This window comes from Bradyrhizobium sp. USDA 4486, from assembly GCF_054057995.1.
The window spans coordinates 6,179,892-6,200,901 of the sequence record NZ_JBSRZV010000001.1; the positions used below are offsets into that span (position 1 = coordinate 6,179,892).

At 64.9% G+C, this 21,010-nt stretch carries 15 protein-coding genes; 14 read left to right on the plus strand and 1 reads right to left on the minus strand.

The window, feature by feature from the left end; translation table 11 throughout:
* Positions 1 to 206 precede the first annotated feature (206 nt).
* Entirely contained in the window at positions 207 to 1,442 is a 1,236-nt protein-coding gene (locus tag ACVWY3_RS29140) for an LLM class flavin-dependent oxidoreductase (protein ID WP_456841554.1), read from the plus strand.
* A 142-nt stretch (positions 1,443 to 1,584) separates the two neighbouring features.
* A complete protein-coding gene (locus tag ACVWY3_RS29145; protein ID WP_456841555.1) occupies positions 1,585 to 2,961 on the plus strand; it encodes a cytochrome P450 in 1,377 nt (458 codons plus the stop codon).
* 238 nt (positions 2,962 to 3,199) lie between these two features.
* Here the strand turns inward: ACVWY3_RS29145 and ACVWY3_RS29150 are convergent, their stop codons facing one another.
* Positions 3,200 to 4,039 (minus strand): SDR family NAD(P)-dependent oxidoreductase, encoded by an 840-nt coding sequence (locus ACVWY3_RS29150; protein ID WP_456841556.1) that lies wholly within the window; start codon positions 4,037 to 4,039, stop codon positions 3,200 to 3,202.
* A 163-nt stretch (positions 4,040 to 4,202) separates the two neighbouring features.
* Between ACVWY3_RS29150 and ACVWY3_RS29155 the strand changes: the two genes are divergently transcribed.
* From ACVWY3_RS29155 to ACVWY3_RS29210, 12 genes are all read left to right on the plus strand, one after another.
* Positions 4,203 to 5,168: a sensor histidine kinase gene (locus ACVWY3_RS29155; protein ID WP_456843485.1), complete on the plus strand. Its 966-nt coding sequence runs from the start codon at positions 4,203 to 4,205 to the stop codon at positions 5,166 to 5,168.
* A gap of 344 nt (positions 5,169 to 5,512) precedes the next feature.
* Entirely contained in the window at positions 5,513 to 7,249 is a 1,737-nt protein-coding gene (locus ACVWY3_RS29160) for a putative bifunctional diguanylate cyclase/phosphodiesterase (protein ID WP_456841557.1), read from the plus strand.
* 125 nt (positions 7,250 to 7,374) lie between these two features.
* Complete coding sequence (locus tag ACVWY3_RS29165; protein WP_456841558.1) at positions 7,375 to 8,814, plus strand: sigma-54 interaction domain-containing protein; 1,440 nt, start codon at positions 7,375 to 7,377, stop codon at positions 8,812 to 8,814.
* 197 nt (positions 8,815 to 9,011) lie between these two features.
* Positions 9,012 to 10,322, plus strand: a complete 1,311-nt coding sequence (locus ACVWY3_RS29170) for an MFS transporter (protein ID WP_456841559.1) — start codon at positions 9,012 to 9,014, stop codon at positions 10,320 to 10,322.
* Positions 10,323 to 10,445: 123 nt separating this feature from the next.
* Complete coding sequence (locus tag ACVWY3_RS29175) at positions 10,446 to 12,491, plus strand: acyl CoA:acetate/3-ketoacid CoA transferase (RefSeq protein WP_456841560.1); 2,046 nt, start codon at positions 10,446 to 10,448, stop codon at positions 12,489 to 12,491.
* A 105-nt stretch (positions 12,492 to 12,596) separates the two neighbouring features.
* Positions 12,597 to 13,781: a substrate-binding domain-containing protein gene (locus ACVWY3_RS29180; protein WP_456841561.1), complete on the plus strand. Its 1,185-nt coding sequence runs from the start codon at positions 12,597 to 12,599 to the stop codon at positions 13,779 to 13,781.
* Positions 13,782 to 13,942: 161 nt separating this feature from the next.
* Positions 13,943 to 14,707 (plus strand): ABC transporter ATP-binding protein, encoded by a 765-nt coding sequence (locus tag ACVWY3_RS29185; RefSeq protein WP_456841562.1) that lies wholly within the window; start codon positions 13,943 to 13,945, stop codon positions 14,705 to 14,707.
* Positions 14,704 to 15,426: an ABC transporter ATP-binding protein gene (locus ACVWY3_RS29190; RefSeq protein ID WP_456841563.1), complete on the plus strand. Its 723-nt coding sequence runs from the start codon at positions 14,704 to 14,706 to the stop codon at positions 15,424 to 15,426. The genes ACVWY3_RS29185 and ACVWY3_RS29190 overlap by 4 nt, the downstream gene beginning before the upstream one ends.
* Entirely contained in the window at positions 15,423 to 16,433 is a 1,011-nt protein-coding gene (locus tag ACVWY3_RS29195) for a branched-chain amino acid ABC transporter permease (RefSeq protein ID WP_456841564.1), read from the plus strand. Before ACVWY3_RS29190 ends, ACVWY3_RS29195 begins: the two co-directional genes overlap by 4 nt.
* Positions 16,430 to 17,515, plus strand: a complete 1,086-nt coding sequence (locus tag ACVWY3_RS29200; RefSeq protein ID WP_456841565.1) for a branched-chain amino acid ABC transporter permease — start codon at positions 16,430 to 16,432, stop codon at positions 17,513 to 17,515. Before ACVWY3_RS29195 ends, ACVWY3_RS29200 begins: the two co-directional genes overlap by 4 nt.
* A gap of 174 nt (positions 17,516 to 17,689) precedes the next feature.
* The gene (locus ACVWY3_RS29205; RefSeq protein WP_456841566.1) at positions 17,690 to 20,656 is read left to right on the plus strand and encodes a bifunctional diguanylate cyclase/phosphodiesterase; all 2,967 of its coding nucleotides are present in this window, start codon (positions 17,690 to 17,692) and stop codon (positions 20,654 to 20,656) included.
* A complete protein-coding gene (locus ACVWY3_RS29210) occupies positions 20,656 to 20,961 on the plus strand; it encodes a hypothetical protein (protein ID WP_456841567.1) in 306 nt (101 codons plus the stop codon). Before ACVWY3_RS29205 ends, ACVWY3_RS29210 begins: the two co-directional genes overlap by 1 nt.
* The last annotated feature ends 49 nt before the right edge of the window (positions 20,962 to 21,010 follow it).

Below are 21,010 nucleotides of genomic sequence, written 5' to 3' on the forward strand. Positions count from 1 at the left end.
CACTTCTGGTCATCGCCGGGCTTGTCCCGGCCATGACGGCTGTGGGAGCGTGTGCGCGCAATAAACCGGGAGAAGCGGAGAAGAGAGCGGTCTACGCCACGCATGCCTCCATTCCGTCGCGCGGGACATCACGCGATTGCGTTCGCTTCCGCCACCACGTAGCCTCATCACTTCAACAACCAGAAAATTCAGCCGGAGAGAACGCCATGGCGCGCCTGAAGTTCGGAGCCTTTCTTGCCCCGCATCATCCGATCGGGGAACATCCGATGCTCCAGTTCCGGCGCGATCTCGACCTGGTCGAGCAGCTCGACGCGCTCGGCTATGACGAGTTCTGGTGCGGCGAACACCATTCCTCCGGCTGGGAGATGATCGCCTCGCCCGAGATGTTCCTGGCTGCGGCGGGCGAGCGCACCAAGCGGATCAGGCTCGGCACCGGCGTGATCTCGCTGCCCTATCATCATCCCTTCAACGTCGCCCAGCGCATGGTGCAGCTCGATCACATGACCGGCGGCCGCGCCATCTTCGGCTCCGGCCCCGGCGCGCTGGCGTCGGATGCACATACGCTCGGCATCGACCCGATGACGCAGCGCGACCGCCAGGACGAGGCGATCGGCATCATCCGCCGCCTCTTCAACGGCGAACGCGTCACCGCCAAGACTGACTGGTTCACCATGAACGACGCCGCGCTGCAGATCCTGCCGTTGCAGGAGGAGATGCCGTTCGTGGTGGCCTCGCAGATCTCGCCGTCAGGCATGACCCTCGCCGGCAAATACGGCATCGGCATCATTTCGCTGGGCTCGATGACGACGCAGGGGCTGATGTCCTTGCAGCAGCAATGGCAGTTCGCCGAGGATGCCGCCAAGAAGCACGGCACAACGGTGAACCGCGCCGACTGGCGCGTGCTGCTGACCTTCCACATCGCCGAGAGCCGCGAGCAGGCCCGCCGCGAAGCCGCCGCCGGGCTGATGCGCTGGCACAACGAATATAATGTCGGCACGCTGCAGCGGCCCGGCCTCACCGCATTCTCCTCGCCCGACGAGGCCGTGGACAAGACTGCTTTCGTCGAGGGCGCGGCCTCCACGATCGGCACGCCCGACGATCTCGTCAAAACCATCAAGAACGTGATGCAGGTGTCCGGCGGCGTCGGCGCCATTATCGGCTTCGTGCACGACTGGGCCAATCCGGAAGCCACGCGCCGGAGCTGGGACATGGTGGCGCGCTATGTCGTGCCGGAGATCAACGGCTATATCGACGGCCTGCGCAAGTCGCAAAAATTCGTGATCGAGAACCGCGCGATCTTCGAGCGCGCGGGACAGGCCGTGATGGCCAAGATCATGGAGAACGAAAAGGCCGCCGAGGCGCTGAAGGTGACCGGCCCCGGCCGCGTCGCGATTCCCGCCGTCAACGCACCTGATCTGCAGAAGGAAGCAGCGAAGCGCTAGGCCAAGTTGGCGTTACGATCGTAACCTCGTTCACGCGCAAGACATATTGGCCTGTGCTATGCTGACCTCTCAGCTTGGCGCAGGCCGCAATGTTGCCGCGGTCGCGCGATGTCTATTCGGTCCGCCAACCGGAGCAAGCGTCATGTCGATCCAGAATGTGGCCACGCCCGCGCTCCAGTACACGGCGCCCAGACGCAACGAGCTGACGCATATCCCTGGCGACGAAGGCTGGCCGATCATCGGCATGACCTTCAAGGTGCTCGCCGACCCCAAGGGGCATATCGAGCGCAACGGTGCCAAATATGGCCCCGTCTATCGCACCCACATTTTCGGCGAGACCAACGTCGTGCTGCTCGGCCCCGAGGCCAACGAGCTGGTGCTGTTCGACCAGCACAAGCTGTTCTCGTCGACGCACGGCTGGAACAAGGTGCTTGGCCTGTTGTTTCCACGCGGCTTGATGCTGCTCGATTTCGACGAGCACCGGTTGCATCGCAAGGCGCTGTCGGTCGCGTTCAAGTCCGGGCCGATGAAGTCCTACCTGTCCGATCTCGATCGCGGCATCTCCGCGCGCGTCGCGCAGTGGAAGGCCAATCCCGGCGAGATGCAGCTCTATCCGGCGATGAAGCAGCTGACGCTCGATCTGGCCGCCGCATCCTTCCTTGGCGCCGGGATCGGGCCGGAAGTCAACGAGATCAACCGCGCCTTCGTCGACATGGTCGCGGCCGCCGTCGCGCCGATCCGTCGGCCCCTGCCCGGCACGCAGATGGCGCGCGGGGTGAAGGGCCGCAGGCGCATCGTCGCCTATTTCCGCGAGCAGATTCCGCTGCGACGCGGCAACCACGGCGGCGACGATCTGTTCTCGCAGCTCTGCCGCGCCACACATGAGGACGGTGCGCTGCTCTCCGAGCAGGACATCATCGATCATATGAGCTTCCTGATGATGGCGGCGCACGACACGCTGACTTCGTCGCTGACCTCCTTCGTCGGCGAGCTCGCCGCCAATCCGGACTGGCAGGAGAAGCTGCGGGCCGAGGTTCTGGCACTCCGGCTCGCGCCGGACGCACCGAGCAGCTTCGACGATCTCGACAAGATGAAGCTGACGGAGATGGCCTTCAAGGAAGCGCTGCGGATCAAGCCGCCGGTGCCCTCGATGCCGCGCCGCGCGATGCGCGATTTCAGCTTCAAGGGCTACAGGATTCCAGCCGGCACCGCGGTCGGCGTCAATCCGCTCTACACCCATCATATGAAGGAACTCTGGCCGGAGCCGGATCGGTTCGATCCCATGCGCTTTACCGAAGAGGCCCAGCGCAACCGCCATCGCTTCGCCTTCGTGCCGTTCGGCGGCGGCGCGCATATGTGCCTCGGCCTGCATTTCGCCTACATGCAGGCAAAGTGCTTCGCGCGGCACTTCCTGCAGAACATCGAGGTGTCGCTGAATGAGGGCTACAAGCCGGACTGGCAGATGTGGCCGATCCCGAAGCCGAAGGATGGGCTGAGGGTGAGGATGAGGGCGGTGTGAAGTCAGCACGACGTCATTCCGGGGGCGCACGAAGTGCGAACCCGGAATCTCGAGATTCTCAGGTGCGCAACTGCGCACCATAGTTCGATGCTCCGCATCGCCCCGGAATGACAGCGGATATCGCAGGTGGCCAAAGGCGCGTAGCGCCGTGCCCACGACTTTCACATAGGGACATTTGGTGGGCACGGCGCGCGAAGGGCGCGCCTTTGCCCACCCTACGGCAGCGTCGCCCGAGCCGTTACGCCCCGTCGTCAAACGCCTTGCGCAACGCGCTCAAGCCCTGCTGTTGCTGGCTCCAGTTGCGGCCGCCGGTCATGGCGCCGTCGATGACGAGGTCGTGCCCGTTGATGAAGCTGGATTCGTCGCTGGCCAGGAACACCGCGGCCTGGGCGATGTCGTCAGGCAGGCCCGCGCGCGGGATCGGCTGCGCGGTCTTGTAGACCTCGCGCATCACGGCCGGCGTCTTCTCGGCGGCATCAGTCGATAGCCCCAGCGCCTTGCCGAAAATGCCGGTCGCGATCGCGCCGGGCGAGATCGAGTTGACGCGGACGTTGGACTCGCCGAGCTCCATCGCCACGCATTTGGTGAGATGGATCACCGCCGCCTTGGCCGCGCCATAGACGAGCGACGAGGAGAAGCCCGCGAGACGGCCGGCGATGCTGCCATTGTTGATGATGCTGCCGGAACCCTGCTTCTTCATGTAGGGCGCGGCATGCTTCATGCCGAGCATGACGCTGCGCACCAGGGTCGCCATCGCCGCGTCGAAACGCTCGACCTCGAGACCCTCGATGCCCCCGGTCTGGGCCGGGCCGCCGGCATTGTTGAAGAGACAGTCGATCCGGCCGAATTTTTCCACCGCGAGCGCGATCAGCGCCTGCATCTGCGCTTCGACCGTTACGTCCGTTTGGCGGAAGATGCAGTTTGCCCCGAGCCGCGTTGCCAGCGCCTCGCCTTCCGGTATACGCCGCCCCGCGATCACAATTTTGGCACCTTCGGCAACGAAGACTTCCGCAGTCCGCAAGCCGATGCCGCTCGTCGCGCCCGTGATCACCGCCACCTTGCCGTCCAGCCTGGCCATGGAATGTCCCCGTTTTTGAACGTTTTGATGCCAAATGGCGGACACCGCGCATGACGGCTCCGCGATGGTCACTATTCCTGCCGGCTTTCGCCAAGGCAAGCTTTGCTTGCGCTGGCGACATGCGTAACATTCGCACCGAATGCACATCGCGACCGGGCCGCGCATGGAGAAGCTGATCGACGAATTCCGCAAGGGCTGGCTGGGCATCGCACCGCCATCGCTCGGCCTGAGTCTTGCCTTTGCGGTTGCCTGCGTGCTGGTTGCGACGCTGGCGCGCTGGGGCCTCGCGCAAGTGCGGCCCGACGTCTACTTCACCCCCTACTTTCCTGCCGTGTTCTTTGCCACCGCTTTCGGCGGCTTCCGGATCGGCATCTTGACGGCGATCGTCGGCGGCGTGCTCGGCGTCGTCGTGAATTTCGGCGATGCCTTTGCCGATCGTGCGCGATTTGCCCTCCTGGCGCTGTATTGGGCCGTCTGCGCGCTCACCATCTGGGGCGTCGAGCACTATCGCTCGCTTCTGGTCGAGCAGCGCCGGATTTCCAGGCGCCTGATCGAGGAGGAAGAGTATCGCAAGCTCCTGGTCGAGGAGCTCCAGCACCGGCTGAAGAACAAGCTGTCGACCGTGCATGCCGTGATGCACCAGGTGCTGCACGACCAGCCGCAGATCTGGGCCCGGATCGATCCGCGGCTGCGGTCGCTGGCCGCGACCGACGATCTGATCTCGCGGGTCGACAAGGGTGGCTGCGACATCCGCGATCTGCTGATCGCGGAGCTCGGACCTTACGGCCATGTCCGCTTCACGCTCAACGGCGACCGGCTGTTCCTGCCGCCGAAACTCGCAGTCACGCTGTCACTGATGTTTCACGAGCTCGCCACCAACGCCGGCAAATATGGCGCGTTCTCCTCGCCGCGCGGCTTGTTGCAGGTCTCGTGGACCGTCAACGGCGATCGCCTGACCATCACCTGGGATGAAACCGAAGGGCCGAGCATCGGCGAGGTCTCGGCGCCGGGCTTCGGCACCAGATTGCTGAAGTCGGCCCTGTCCGCCTTCGAGGGCAAGACCGAGATCTCGTATCTTCAGACCGGCCTGCATTGCATCATGCAATGCCGCATCCCGAAGAGCGGCTAGGCGGATAGCGAACGTTATCGACTCACCGAACCATCCACAGCGTTATGGCCGGGCTCGTCCCGGCCACCCACGCCTCGCCACGCGGCTGGATGCCCGGGCATGACAAGCTCTGATCACGCAACGAGACTCGATCCAGGCGAAAGCGATCCGCGCACACCACACGCGCTTTCGCAAGTGACATTGACGCTCTGTTAATGACGATCGACAGCGTGTGTCGCATCGCTGCAAGTTTCCTCGAAAACACCCACGTATTTCTGCGGATCCCTTAACCAAACCTAAGAGGGAACCACGCAAGATCGCGGCCATTGCAAAGGCGCGCTGAAACAACAAGATTCATGACTTCTATGAACGACAAAAAATATTCCGGCGTGAGCGAAGCCGAGCTCGGATTTCTCAAGGAAATCGTTAGAATGCTTCCTGCCGGCCTGACCGTGCAGGACGCCGAAGGCAGGCTTCTGCTGGTCAACGATGCCGCAGCCGCCCAGCTCGGCATGGACGGCAGCCGTCCCTCGCCCGATCTTTCGCCACGCCGCGAAGCCTGCCGTCAGGCGCTGAGCGCCGGCCAATGCGTCGTCACGGAGGAAGCGCTGCACGAGGGCGCCGCGCGCCAGGTGCTGCTCACGACCCATCGCCCCGTGCGCCTCGCCGGACGCGAGCTCCTGATCTCGGCCTCCTCCGACATCACCGAGCAGAAGAATTTCGAGGACCAGCTGTTTCGCTCGGCCTATTTCGACGAGCTGACCGGCCTGCCCTCGCGGCGTGTGATCGAGCATCGCGCCAACAGCCTTCTGGCGCGCGATCGCGCTGGCGAGCCCTTTGCGCTCGCCTTTCTCGACGTCGACAATTTCAAGCACATCAACGACTATTACGGCCACGCCGTCGGCGACGCGCTGCTGGTCGAGCTGTCGAAGCGGCTCGGGCGCGACTTGCGCGATTCCGACATGCTCTCGCGCATCTCCGGCGACGAGTTCCTGCTGCTGCTCGCCCCAATCCAGAGCCAGGAGGAAGTCGCCGAATTCATCCAATCGACGCTGGAGCGGCTGACCGCACCGTTCTTCATCGACAATTCGGAAGTCTTCGCCTCGACCTCGGTCGGCATCAGCCTCTATCCCGACCATGGACGCAATTTCGAGACGCTGCGCCAGAACGCCGACATCGCGATGTACCGCATCAAGAACGATGGCAAGGGATCGGCCGCCTTCTTCGATTCCAGCATGGAGCGCGAGGCGCTGGCGCGGATGAAGATCGAGCAGTCGTTGCGGCTCGCCATCCTCGAAAAGCGTTTCTGCTGCGCGTTCCAGTCCAAGGTCGACATCCGCACCCAGGCCGTAAAGGGCATCGAGGCATTGGTGCGCCTGCGCGACGACGAGGGCGTGATCCAGGCGCCGGGCTCGTTCATCAACCTCGCCAGCGAGCTCGGGCTGATCGACGAGCTGACCCATCTGGTGCTGGCCGAGATCGTCAAGTCGATCGACCTGATCAACGATACGTTCGGCCCCGAAGCGACCATCAGCATCAACGTCGCGGCCAGGCAGGCCGGCAATCCCGAATTCATGCGCAGCTTCGCGCAGGCGCTCGACGACACCGGATTTCCCAAGCGGTTCATGATCGAGGTGACGGAAGACGCCTTCGTCACCAAGAATCATTTCCAGGCCGAGATCCTGCCGATGTTCCGCAAGCTCGGCGTCGGCATCTCGATCGACGATTTCGGCACCGGCTATTCCTCGCTGTCGGCGCTGGCCGACATCACCGCCGACGAGATCAAGATCGACCGCTCCTTCATCACCGACATCCATAAGCGTCCGCGCAGCCAGGGCATCCTGCGCGCGATCGAATCCTTGAGCGAGGCACTCGGCATGACCGTGGTCGCCGAAGGCCTCGAATCCTACGAGGAGCTCGCCTATCTCCAGGCCGCGACCAAGATCCGCTACGCCCAGGGCTATTACTTCTCGCGGCCGATCTTCCTGGAGGAGCTGAAGCTCGCAACGCCGCTCTCCAGTGAGGCGCGCGTCAACGTGGCGAGCCGCCCGATGCAGCAGAACCGCCAGGGCTATTCGCGGGCGGGCGGTTACCGAAGGTAGGCCGACAGCGGGCTGCGCCTGCCCGGGACGACGGCGGAGATTCGACCGTGCTCCAATCACCATTTCCCCCTTTGAAATTGCTGCGCTTTTGCTAATACACAGGCGGACCTCCCCTGGGATATGTCATGTCCGCCTCGTCCTCCGTCAGCGACCCCGCCTATCTTCGTGCGCGCGCGATGGAGACGCTGTTCGAGCGGCTGGAGAAGCTCTGCGAGGGCGCCATCGCGATCGATCGCGGCGGGCGGGTGGTCTACGTCAACGAGAAATATCTTGCGGCGCTCGGCCTCAAGCATACGTCCGAGGCGATGGGACGGCCGATCGAGGAGGTCATTCCGAACAGCCTGATGCGGAAGGTCGCCGAGACCGGCGAGCCGATCCTGCTCGACATCATGGAGCTCGGCGGCGAGCAGCTGGTCGTCACCCGGATGCCGATCGAGGACGAGACCGGCAAGGTGATCGGCGCGATCGGCTTCGTGCTCTACGACCATCTCGAAAGCCTCAAACCCCTGCTCGCCCGCGTCGCCCAGCTCGAGAGCGATCTGCGGCTGGCGCGGCGGCAATTGTCCAACGCCCGCGCGGCGCGCTTCACCTTCGCCGACTTCGTCGGCACGACGCCGGCGATCGCGCAGGCCAAGCAGCTCGCAAGCCGCGCCGCGCGGCAGAACGTGACCGTGCTGCTCACCGGCGAGACCGGAACCGGCAAGGAGATGCTGGCGCAGGCCATTCACAATGCCTCCTCGCGCGCCGAGAAGCCCTTCGTCAGCGTCAATGTCGCGGCCGTTCCCGACACGCTGATCGAATCGGAGTTCTTCGGCACGGCGCCGGGCGCCTATACCGGCGCCGACCGCCGGGGGCGCGAGGGAAAGTTCCGCATCGCCGACGGCGGCACGCTGTTCCTCGACGAGATCGGCGAGATGCCGCTGCAATTGCAGGCCAAGCTCCTGCGCGTGCTGCAGGAGCGCGAGATCGAGCCGCTCGGCTCGGACAAGATCTCCAAGGTCGATGTGCGTGTCGTCGCCGCCACCAATGTCAATTTGCGCAAGCGCGTCAGCGACGGCGCGTTCCGGCCCGATCTCTACTATCGCCTCAACGTGCTCTCGATCGATTTGCCGCCGCTGCGGCAGTGCCTGGACGATCTGCCCGACATCTGCGCCCGGCTGATCGAGGACATCAGCGCATCCGGCGACTACGTCAACGCCAGGATCACGCCGAGCGCGCTCGCAGCGCTCGCGCGCTACGACTGGCCCGGCAATGTCCGCGAGCTCCGTAACATCCTGGAGCGCGCGCTGATCCTGAGCGATTCCGGGCGGCTGACCGGCGACGATGTCGCGCGCATCCTTCCCCTCGGCGCCGAGGTCAGGCTCGCGGCGCCTTCGCGCCCGACCGGGCGCGTGGTGCCCTATGCCGAAGCCGAGGCCGAGTTCGAGAAGCACACGCTCGAACAGGCGCTCGCCGCCAGCAACGGCCAGATCGCCGAGGCCGCGCGGATGCTGCGGATCTCGCGCGCGACCTTCTACAAGAAGCTGGCCAAGTTCGGCCTCGCCTCGGGCCCCGCCTCCGTCTGAGTTTCGAGACTCAGTGTGTCCGGAGTCTCGGATTCCGGACAGGGCGATTTACACCTTCAGTTCGGCACGGGCGCTGAATCTGCTGGATTTTCCGGCATTTTGCCCAGGCCCTCGGCATCTGGCGCGACGTTTGCTCTTTGCTTTGCACAATGACGCATGCCGCACATGCGCATTCGCAAAACCAGGGAGGACGCCAGATGAGTGGAGCGATCACCGTCAATGAACTCGGGGCAAAGCAGCCCTCGCACGTCACGGTCGCCACCGCGAGCCTGATCGGCACGGCCATCGAGTGGTACGACTTCTTCCTCTACGGCACCGCCGCGGCGCTGATCTTCAACAAGCTGTTCTTTCCGACCTTCGACCCGATGATGGGAACGCTGCTGGCGTTCGCGACTTACGCGCTCGGCTTCATCGCGCGCCCGCTCGGCGGCGTCGTGTTCGGGCATTACGGCGACAAGATCGGCCGCAAGACCATGCTCTACCTGACGCTGCTGATCATGGGCGCGGCGACCGCGGCGATCGGCTTCCTGCCGACCTACGAGACCGCCGGCATCTGGGCCGCGATCCTGCTGGTGACGTGCCGGCTGATCCAGGGCTTTGGCCTAGGGGGCGAATGGGGCGGCGCGGTGCTGATGGCAGTGGAGCATGCGCCCGCGGACAAGAAGGGTTTCTATGGCAGCTGGCCGCAGCTCGGGGCGCCGCTCGGCCTCGTGCTCGGCACGCTGGTGTTCTCGGTGGTGTCGGCGCTGCTGACCGACGCCCAGCTCTATGCCTGGGGTTGGCGCATCCCATTCCTGTTCTCGATCGCGCTGGTGCTGGTCGGCCTGTGGATCCGCTTCACCATCGCGGAATCGCCGGAGTTCCAGAAGGTCAAGGACACCAAGCAGGAGGTGAAGATGCCGATCCTGGAGGCGATCAGGATGTACCCAAAGAACATCCTGCTCGCGATGGGCGCGCGCTTTGCCGAGAACGGCTTCTTCTACATCTACGCCACCTTCGTGCTCGCCTATGCCACGCAATCGCTCGGCATGAACAAGCAGGACATGCTCAACGGCGTGCTGATCGGCGCCGCGATCGAGACCTTCACCATTCCCGCCTTCGGCGCGCTCTCCGATCGCGTCGGGCGGCGGCCGATCTACATCTTCGGCGCGGTGTTCTCGGCGCTGATGTCGTTCCCGCTGTTCATGCTGCTTGCGACCAAGAACCCGCAATATGCCTGGATCGCGATCGTGCTCGGCCTCGCTGTCGGCCATGCCGCGATGTACGGCCCACAAGCGAGCTTCCTGTCCGAGCTGTTCGGCACCAAGGTGCGCTATAGCGGCGTCTCGCTCGGCTATAATCTCGCCTCGATCTTCGCCGGCGCGCTGTCGCCGCTGATCGCGACGGGACTGATGACGGCCTACGCGCCGGCGACCTGGCCGATCTCGCTCTACATGATCGCGCTCGCGATCATCACGGTCGTGTCGGTCTATTTCGCCACCGAGACGCGCAAGACGGCTCAGCCCTGAATGGGCTGAGCGCGGCCCCCCGCGACGCCGGAGCGGCTGGTCGCCAGCCGCTCCACGCGCTACGAATAGAGGCAAGCGAGAAGAACGGGCATGCGGTCCGCGACTGACATGGGAGGTAATGCCATGAGCCAGCATCCTGCCTTGCCCTATTTGCGCAACGCCGAGAAGGGCAAAGTCGTCAGCGCGGCGGAAGCGGTCATGCTGATCCGCGACGGCGACGCCGTGGCGACCGGCGGCTTCGTCGGCATCGGTTTTGCCGAGGAGATCGCGATCGCGCTGGAGGAGCTCTATCTCTCCAACGAGGGCGATGCGCCCTATACGCAAGGCAAGCCGCGCAATCTGACGCTGGTCTATGCCGCGGGCCAGGGCGACGGCAAGCATCGCGGCCTCAACCATTTCGCGCATGAGGGCCTGGTCCGCCGCGTGATCGGCGGGCACTGGGGCCTTGCGCCAAAGCTGCAGCAGCTTGCGATCGCCAATCAGATCGAGGCCTATAACCTGCCGCAGGGCGTGATCACGCACCTGTTCCGCGACATCGCGGCCCACCGGCCCGGCCACATCAGCCGCGTCGGCATGGGCACCTTCGTCGACCCCCGGCACGGCGGCGGCAAGCTCAATGCGCGCACCACCGAAGAGCTGGTGGAGCTGATCCGGATCGGCGGCGAGGACTGCCTGCTGTACAAGACGTTTCCGATTCATGTCGGCATCATCCGCGCCACCACCGGCGATGCCGACGGCAACCTCACCATGGAGAAGGAGGCGCTGACGCTGGAAGCGCTCGCCATCTCCATGGCCGCGCATAATTCCGGCGGCATCGTCATCGCCCAGGTCGAACGCGTCGCCGAGAGCGGCAGCCTCAATCCGCGCCAGGTCAAGATCCCCGGCGTTTTGGTCGACTGCGTCGTCGTGGCGAAGCCTGAAAACCATTGGCAGACCTTCGGCACGCCCTACAATCCGGCCTATTCGAGCGAGATCCGCGTCCGCGCCGCCTCGCTGCCGGTGATGCCGGTCAGCGAGCGCAAGATCATCGCGCGGCGCGCCGCGCTCGAGCTGAAGGCGAACAGCGTCGTCAATCTCGGCATCGGCATGCCGGAGGGGATCGCCTCGGTCGCCAATGAAGAGCGGATCATCGATCTGATCACGCTGACGGCGGAACCCGGCGTGATCGGCGGCATTCCGGCGAGCGGCATCGATTTCGGCGCGGCGATCAACACCCAGGCCGTGATCGACCAGCCCTACCAGTTCGACTTCTACGACGGCGGCGGCCTCGACGCCGCCTTCCTTGGCTTGGCGCAAGTCGACCGCGCCGGCAACCTGAATGTCAGCAAGTTCGGCCCGAAGCTCGCGGGCGCGGGCGGCTTCATCAATATCAGCCAGAACGCCAAGGAGGTCGTCTTCGTCGGCACTTTCGGCGCAGGCCGGCAACGTATCGCGGTGAACGACGGCAGGTTGTCGATCCTCGAGGAAGCCAGCTCACGCAAATTCGTCGATCATGTCGAGCACGTCACCTTCAGCGGCGCCGTCTCGGCGGCGCGCGGGCAACGCGTGATCTATGTCACCGAGCGCTGCGTCTTCGTGTTGCGCCCGGACGGAATCGAGCTCTCGGAAGTCGCGCCGGGCATCGACATCGAGCGCGACATCCTGCGCCTGATGGACTTCAAGCCGCTGATCCCGCGCGATCCCGCGCTGATGGACGAGCGGATCTTTCGCGATGGCCTGATGGAGCTGCGCGAGCGGTTGCTCACCGTCCCGCTCGACCAGCGCTTCACGCTGGACGAGCAGCAGAACCTGTTCTTCGTCAATCTGGAACGCTATCCGCTGCGCAGCCGGGCCGAGATCGACACCATCGCTGATATCGTCGAGGCGAGGCTCGCGCCGCTCGGCCGCCGGGTCTACGCCATCGTCAATTATGACAACTTTTCCATCCTGCCGGAGCTGATGGACGATTATTCGGCCATGGTCCGCAGCCTCGTCGATCGCTTCTATTCCGGCGTGTCGCGCTACACCACGTCGGGGTTCCTGCGCATCAAGCTCGGCGAAGCGCTGGAGCGGCGCGGCGTTGCGCCGCATATTTTCGAGAGTGCGGACGAGGCGCAGTCGGATCGGCGTCAAGCCGAGGGAGCTGCCGCCGCCGGCGCATCCCACGCCCTGCGGCAGGCTCAAAAATGATGCAGGCTCGTAGGCCGACGCGCTTCGCCGGAAGGTGCAATTGCAATATCTGCGAGCTTGTGCAAATCGCTGTTGCCGAGAAACTTTGAATCAGGAGGGACCATCGTGCGTCGATCGCTCATCATAACAACAACCATTCTTGCCCTCGCTGCGGGCACCTCCGCACGGGCCGACGACCTCAAGGTCGCGCTGATCTACGGCAAGACCGGTCCGCTGGAGGCCTATGCCAAGCAGACCGAGACTGGGCTGCAAATGGGTTTTGAATACGCTACCAAGGGCACCATGACGATCGACGGCCGCAAGATCGTCGTCATCACCAAGGACGATCAGGGCAAGCCGGACCTGTCCAAGGCCGCGCTCGCCGAAGCCTATCAGGACGACAAGGCCGATATCGCGATCGGCACGACCTCGTCGGCCGCCGCGCTCGCCATTCTCCCCGTCGCCGAGGAGAACAAGAAGATCCTGATCGTCGAGCCCGCTGTCGCGGACCAGATTACCGGCGAGAAGTGGAATCGCTACATCTTCCGCACCGCGCGCAACTCCTCGCAGGACGCGATCTCGAACGCGGTCGCGATCGGCAAGCAGGGCGTCACCGTGGCGACGCTGGCGCAGGACTACGCGTTCGGCCGCGACGGCGTTGCCGCCTTCAAGGAGGCGCTGGCCAAGACCGGCGCGACGCTCGCCGCCGAAGAATATGCTCCGACCACGACCACGGACTTCACCGCGGTCGGCCAGCGTCTGTTCGACGCGCTGAAGGACAAGCCGGGCCGCAAGATCATCTGGGTGATCTGGGCCGGCGCCGGCAATCCGCTGGCCAAGCTCCAGGACATGGATCCGAAGCGCTACGGCATCGAGCTCTCCACCGGCGGCAATATCCTGCCGGCGCTCGCCGCTTATAAGGGCCTGCCCGGCATGGAAGGCGCCACCTATTACTACTACGACATCCCGAAGAACCCGGTGAACGACTGGCTCGTCGCCGAGCACCAGAAGCGCTTCAACGCGCCGCCGGACTTCTTCACCGCCGGTGGGTTCGCCGCCGCGATGTCCGTCGTCGCCGCCGTCACCAAGGCGAAGTCGACCGACACCGAGAAGCTGATCACGGCGATGGAGGGCATGGAGTTCGACACGCCGAAGGGCAAGATGGTGTTCCGGAAGGAAGACCATCAGGCGCTGCAGAGCATGTACCACTTCAAGGTCAAGGTCGATCCGAACGTCGCCTGGGCCGTGCTTGAGCCGGTGCGCGAGCTGAAGATCGAAGACATGGACGTTCCGGTGAAGAACAAGCGCTGAGCTTTCTTTCTTCACCTCCCTGCGGGGGAGGCCGGGAGAGGGCTCTCACCTCTTGGGAGTCCTCGCCTCGCGGAAACACCCTCTCCCCACCCCCCGCAAGCGGGGGAGGGAGCCCACCGAGATCGCGGACATATCTTCATTCTGTCACTTGCAAAATCTCAATGCCCCTCACCCTCGAAACCCGCGACCTCACCATCCGCTTCGGCGGCCATGTCGCGGTCAACAGCGTCACCTGCACGTTCCGCCCGGGCGAGTTGACCGCCATCGTCGGGCCGAACGGTGCCGGCAAGACCACCTATTTCAATCTGATCTCGGGCCAGCTGCGCGCATCGAGCGGCAGCATCCTGTTCGACGGCACCGACATCACCCAGCATTCCGCGCCGCTGCGGACCCGTGCGGGTCTCGGCCGCGCGTTTCAGCTGACCAATCTGTTCCCGAACCTGTCAGTGGAAGAGAATGTCCGCCTCGCAGTGCAGGCGGCCAACGGCACCCATTACGACATGCTGCGGCCCTGGATGGTGCGCCGCGACCTGATCGCGCGCGCCGATGCCATCCTCGACCAGGTCGCGCTCGGCAATCGCCGCGGCGTCGCCGCGACCGCGCTGTCGCATGGCGATCAGCGCAAGCTCGAGGTCGCCCTGATGATCGCGCTGGAGCCGAAAGTCTTCATGTTCGACGAGCCGACCGCCGGCATGAGCATCGACGAGGTGCCCGTTGTCCTCAACCTGATCGCACAGCTCAAGCAGGACAAGAGCAAGATCATCCTGCTGGTCGAGCACAAGATGGACGTGGTGCGCTCGCTCGCCGATCGCATCATCGTGCTGCATAACGGGCAGCTTGTCGCCGATGGCCCGCCAGCCGAAGTGATCGCCTCGCCGATCGTGCAGGAAGCCTATCTCGGCGTCGCCCCGAAGAGTGCCGCATGACCGACCTTCTCAAACTTGCCAGCGTGCACACCCATATCGGGCGCTACCACATCCTCCAAGGCATCGATCTCGCCGTCCCGCAAGGACAGGTCACGATGCTGCTCGGCCGCAACGGCGCCGGCAAGACCACGACGCTTCGCACCATCATGGGCCTGTGGCAGGCCTCCTCCGGCGTGATCACCCTCGCAGGCGAGCGCATCGAGAGCCGCGCCACGCCCGACATCGCGCGGCTCGGCGTCGGCTATGTGCCCGAGAGCATGGCGGTGTTCTCCGATCTCACGGTGAAGGAAAATCTCGTCCTCGCGGCGCGCGACGCGCCGATGGACGACAGGCAGCTGGAATGGATCTTTGGCTTCTTCCCGGCGCTGCGCCGGTTCTGGCTGTCGCGGGCGGGAAGCCTGTCAGGCGGGCAAAAGCAAATGTTGTCCATCGCACGCGCCATCATCGAGCCCCGGAAGCTGCTGCTGATCGACGAGCCGACCAAGGGCCTTGCGCCCGCCATCGTCATGGCGCTGATCGAGTGCCTGAAGGAGATCAAGCGCAAAGGCGCGACGATTCTCCTGGTCGAACAGAATTTCTTCGCCGCCCGCGAGCTCGGCGACAGCGTGCTGGTGATGGACAACGGCACCATCGTCCATCGCGGCGAGATGGCGGCGCTCGCCGCCGACGTGCCGCTGCAGGAGCGGCTGCTCGGCCTGAGCCTGGAGGCGCATCAGTGACTGACCTTGCCGCGACCGACCCGCTGCCGAAGCCGAAGCGCGACATCGCGCCGATCCTGCTGCCGGTCGCGCTCGCACTTCTGATGATCCCGCTGATCGGATCGACCTCGTCCTGGCTGACACTGACCGCGGCGAGCCTCGCGATGGGCATGATGATCTTCATCATGGCCTCCGGGCTTACTCTCGTTTTCGGCCTGATGGACGTGCTCAATTTCGGCCACGGCGCCTTCATCGCCGTCGGCGCTTATATCGCAACGCTGGTGCTGGCGCCGTTCGCCGCCTCCATCCAAGCGGATTCGCTCTGGATCAACCTGGCGGTGCTCGCCCCGGCCGCGCTGCTCTCGATGGCGGTCTCCGGCGCGCTCGGCCTCGTCGTCGAGCGCGTGCTGATCCTGCCGGTCTATGGCCAGCACCTGAAGCAGATCCTGATGACCACGGGCGGCCTCATTGTTGCAGAACAGACGCTCTATGCGCTGTGGGGACCGCAGATCATTCCGATGCCGCTGCCGGCCTCGCTGCGCGGCTCCTTCATCCTGGGCGACGTCGCGATCGCCAAATACCGCGTACTGGCGATGCTGATCGGCCTCGCCGTCTTCATCGCGATCCAGCTCGTGCTCAACCGCACCAAGCTCGGCCTACTGATCCGCGCCGGCGTCGAGAACCGCGAGATGGTCGAGGCGCTCGGCTATCGCATCCGCCGCCTGTTCCTCGGCGTGTTCATGACCGGATCGGCGCTTGCCGGCCTCGGCGGCGTGATGTGGGCGCTCTACCGCGAGCAGGTCCACGCCTCCATGAGCGACGATCTTACCGTGCTGATCTTCATCGTCGTGATCATCGGCGGTCTGGGCTCGATCGGCGGCTGCTTCATCGGCGCGATCCTGGTCGCCATGGTCGCCAATTACGGCGGCTTCCTGGTGCCGAAACTCGCCCTCGTCTCCAACATCCTGCTGATGGTCGCCATTCTGATGTGGCGTCCGCGCGGCCTCTATGCGGTAACCAGTCGATGATGATTCTTTCCGGCGATCCGCCGCGCAGCCGCATCCTCACGCTCGTCCTCGTCGTCATCATCCTGGCGCTGGCGGCGACGCCATTCCTGTTTCCAGGTGCCAAGGCGCTGAATGTGGCGGCCAAGATCTGCGTCTTCGCCGCGCTGGTCGCGTCCTACGATCTGCTGCTCGGCTATACCGGCTCGGTGTCGTTCGCCCATACCATGTTCTACGGCATCGGCAGCTACGCCATTGCCATCGCACTGTATGGCATGGGTCCCAATTGGGCGGCGGTCGCCACCGGCATCGTCACGGGCCTGCCGCTGGCCGCACTGCTCGCGCTCGCGATCGGCCTGTTCTCGCTGCGGGTCGCCGCGATCTTCTTTGCCATGATCACGCTCGCGGTCGCCTCCGCCTTCCAGGTGCTGGCCTCGCAGCTGTCCTGGCTGACCGGCGGCGAGGACGGGCGCAGCTTCCAGCTGCCCGAACTGCTCCGCCCGGGCACGGTGCTGATCTCCAAGAGCCTGTTCGGCTTCGAGATCAACGGCCGTATCCTGACTTTCTATCTGGTGTTCGCGATATCGGCCCTGATGATCCTCGCGCTGCTGCGGGTGGTGAACTCACCGTTCGGACGCGTGCTGCAAGCCATCCGCGAGAATCGTTTCCGCGCCGAGGCGCTCGGCTTCCGCACCGTCTTCCACCTCACCTATGCCAACTGCCTCGCGGCGCTGGTTGCCGCCAGCGCCGGCATTTTGAACGCGCTGTGGCTGCGCTATGCCGGCCCCGACACCTCGCTCAGCTTCTCGATCATGCTGGACATCCTGCTGATGGTCGTGATCGGCGGCATGGGCACGATCTACGGCGCCATCATCGGCGCCACCATCTTCATCCTTGCGCAGAACTATCTGCAATCGCTGATGGGCGTTGCCTCGAAGGCGGCCTCGGAAGCCGGCCTGCCGCTGCTGCCGGGCCTGTTGCATCCCGACCGCTGGCTGCTGTGGCTGGGGCTGCTGTTCATCGCCAGCGTCTATTTCTTCCCGACAGGCGTGGTCGGACGTCTCCGCAGTGGCGGCGGCGATAAGAGCACCGGCGCCTCGCATTAGGCCGCGATTAATGATGCAGCGCAGCGGTTGGTGTGCGCCTCACACAACCGCCGCGTGATTCCCGTCCTGCTGCATCAGAGCGCGTTGGCGCAACCGGATTAATGCTTAGGTAACTGGCTTTCCTAATGTTTGCGCCATTTGTGCGGTGTATTTCTGTCCCTCCAGGGAGGGGGAATGCACCAGGTCTTTGCACGGATGACAGCCGGAATGTCCCTAGCCGCTCGGCGCGGCTGGGAGGCAGCGCTTCGGCGCGGACCGGTGCTGTGGCTGACCCTGTGCGGCGTGTTGCTGGTCGCGGGGATTTTCGCCGTCACGGCCATGGCTGTCGGCGAATTCCGCGAACGGACCCTGGTCAATCGCGAGCGCGAGCTGGAAAACACCGTGCAGCTGATCGCGCGCCACTTCGATCAGCAATTCGAGGATTCCGACGTGGTTGCCGCCGATCTGATCGGGCAGATGAACCTGCCGGAGATCAATTCAGCCGCCATGTTCCGCGAGCGCATGTCGGGACCGGCCGCGAACCGGATGCTGCGCAGCAAGATCAACTCGGTCTCCTATCTCGGCGACATCGCGATCTACGACGCCGACGGCGAGCTGATCAACTGGTCGCGAAGCCAGCCGCTGCCCAAGATCAACATCTCCTCGCGCGCCTATTTCCAGACCTTCAAGTCGGATCCGATGTCCGAGCCGGTCATCCTGGAATCGGTCCGCAGCTTCATCATCGGCAAATGGACCACGATCGTGGCGCGCCGGCTGCACGTCGGCAGGAGCTTCAAGACCGCACCGCTGATGCAGAAGGTGTTGACCAGGGGTGGCCAGCAAACGCTTCGCGTCAGGAGCCCCCTCGACGGCGAGGAGCGGCTCGGCTCGGCCGCCTCGCTGAACCATTTTCCGCTGGTCATCGTCGCCACCAACACCATGAGCGCCGCGCTTGCGGACTGGCGGCAGCAGACGGGCTTCATGGTCACGACCGCGACGCTCTCGGCCGCCGTGATCGCGATGATCCTCTATCTGATCATCCGCCAGATCAACCGGCAGAACCGAGACGCCCAGGCACGGATCGAAGCGGAGCGGCAGCGGCTCGACACCGCTCTCAACAACATGTCGCAAGGGCTGATCCTGTACGACGCCAACGGCTACATCGTCATCTGCAACCGCCGCTATGCCGACATGTTCGGCCTCTCCCACGACGTCATCAAGCCCGGCTGTCACATTCTCGAGGCGATGCATCACCGCAAGGAGCGCGGCGCGTTCGATGGCGACGTCGAGGCATTCTGCGCCGACGTGATGCGGGTCGTCGCCGAAGGCACGGTCTCCGCGCGAACCCATCATCTGCCGAACGGCCGCGCCTTCCACGTCATCAACACCCCGCTCGCGCAAGGCGGTTGGGTCGCCACGATCGAGGAGATCACGGACCGGCGCAATCTGGAGCAGGAGCGCGACCGCAACTACACGTTCCTGCGCGAGATCATCGACCATATCCCCTCGCAGATCACGGTGAAGGACGCCCGGACGCGGCAATATCTGCTGGTCAACCGGACCGCCGAGGAGCAGTTCGGCCGATCGCGCGAGGCCATCGTCGGCAAGACTCCCCTCGACGTCTACCCCGAGGAGACGGCAAGGCGCGTCACAGAGGACGACAGCGAGGCGCTGCAAGGCGCCGACACCGGATTGTTCAAGGACGAGCATCCCTGGCCGAGCCTGACCAAGGGGATGCGCTACATCACCTCGACGCGGATCAGCATCCGCGATGATTCCGGCGAACCGCGCTACCTCATCAGCGTGGTCGAGGACGTCACCGAGCGACGGCGCGCCCACGACAAGATCGCGCACATGGCGCATTACGATGCGCTCACCGACCTGCCGAACCGCACACTGTTCCGCGAGCAGATCGAGCGCGAATTGGCCAAGGTGGCGGAGGGCTGCCAGTTCGCGCTGCTCTATATCGATGTCGACGAATTCAAGGGCATCAACGATTCGCTCGGCCATCATGTCGGCGACGAGCTGCTCAAGGCGATCGCGACCCGCCTGCGCGGCTGCCTCAAGAAGGATGATCTGATCGCGCGGCTCGGCGGCGACGAATTCGCCGTCATCCGGACCGGGATCCAGTCCTCCGCGGAGGTGCTGTCCTTCGTGACGCGGATCTATGAGGCGATCCGCCAGCCCTATCACTGCCTCGGCTATCAGCTCTCCACCGATGCCAGCATCGGCATCGCGCTGGCGCCGCAGGACGGGACCGACCTCGACCAGCTCATCAAGAACGCCGACCTTGCGATGTACGGTGCCAAGGCCGAGGGACGCCGCACCCACCGCTTCTTCGAACCGGAGATGGATGCGAGCGCCAAGGCGCGCCTGGCCATGGAGCAGGATCTGCGCTGGGCGCTGGTTAATGGCGGCTTCGAGATCCACTACCAGCCGCTGGTCGATCTGCGCTCGGGCGAGGTCTCGGGCTGCGAGGCGCTGCTGCGCTGGCGGCATTCCGAGCGCGGCATGGTCTCGCCGGCGGAGTTCATTCCGGTGGCCGAGGACACCGGCCTCATCAACGAGCTCGGCGACTGGGTGCTGCGCACCGCCTGCAATGAGGCCGCGACCTGGCCGGCGCATGTGCGCGTCGCGGTCAACGTCTCGCCGGTGCAGCTCAAATGCGACACGCTGGCGCTGCGGATCGCCGGCGCCCTCGCCGCCTCCGGGCTGGACCCGCGCCGGCTCGAGCTCGAGATCACCGAGGCCGTGCTGATCCGCGACGACGAGGCCGCGCTCTCGATCCTGCATCAGCTCCGTTCGATCGGCGTGCGCATCGCGCTCGACGATTTCGGCACCGGCTATTCCTCGCTGAGCTATCTGAAGCGCTTCCCGTTCGACAAGATCAAGATCGACCGCTGCTTCGTCGCCGACATCGCGGAGACCAGCGGCGCGCCCGTCATCGTGCAGGCGGTGGTGAACATCGCCGCCGCCAGCAACATGACCACGGTCGCCGAGGGCGTCGAGACCAAGGCCCAGCGCGAGATGCTGCGTAACCTCGGCTGCACGGAGATGCAGGGCTACCTGTTCAGCGCGCCGAAACCGGCCGCTGACGTGCGCAAGCTGTTCGGCCCAGGCGTCGCCTCGCCCAAAGCCTTGCCGGTGGCGGCGGTGGCCTGATGACAAAATCGCGCAAGATGGTCGACGATGCCGATTCCTACGCCGTCCGGCTGATGCAACAACTGGTAGTGCCGGCCGTCCCTCAGTGCCGGGCGTCGCCAGCCACATTCCGGGCGAAGCCGACGGCGGCCCGGACCGGGTGCTGCGCCGCCGACGAGGCGCTACATGCGGCCAAACGGCTCGGCCGCAACCGCGTCATCGGCGCCGACCGCCTGCTCGCCGAATTCGTCGGCCTCCGCCGCGCGGGGCGCGCCAGTTCCGGCCCCGGCGCGACGCAGATCGGCCTGAGATGCAGATCGGCCTGAGATGATGTCGGCGAGAAGCGGTTGCCCGCTTCCCGCCAATCGGCTAATG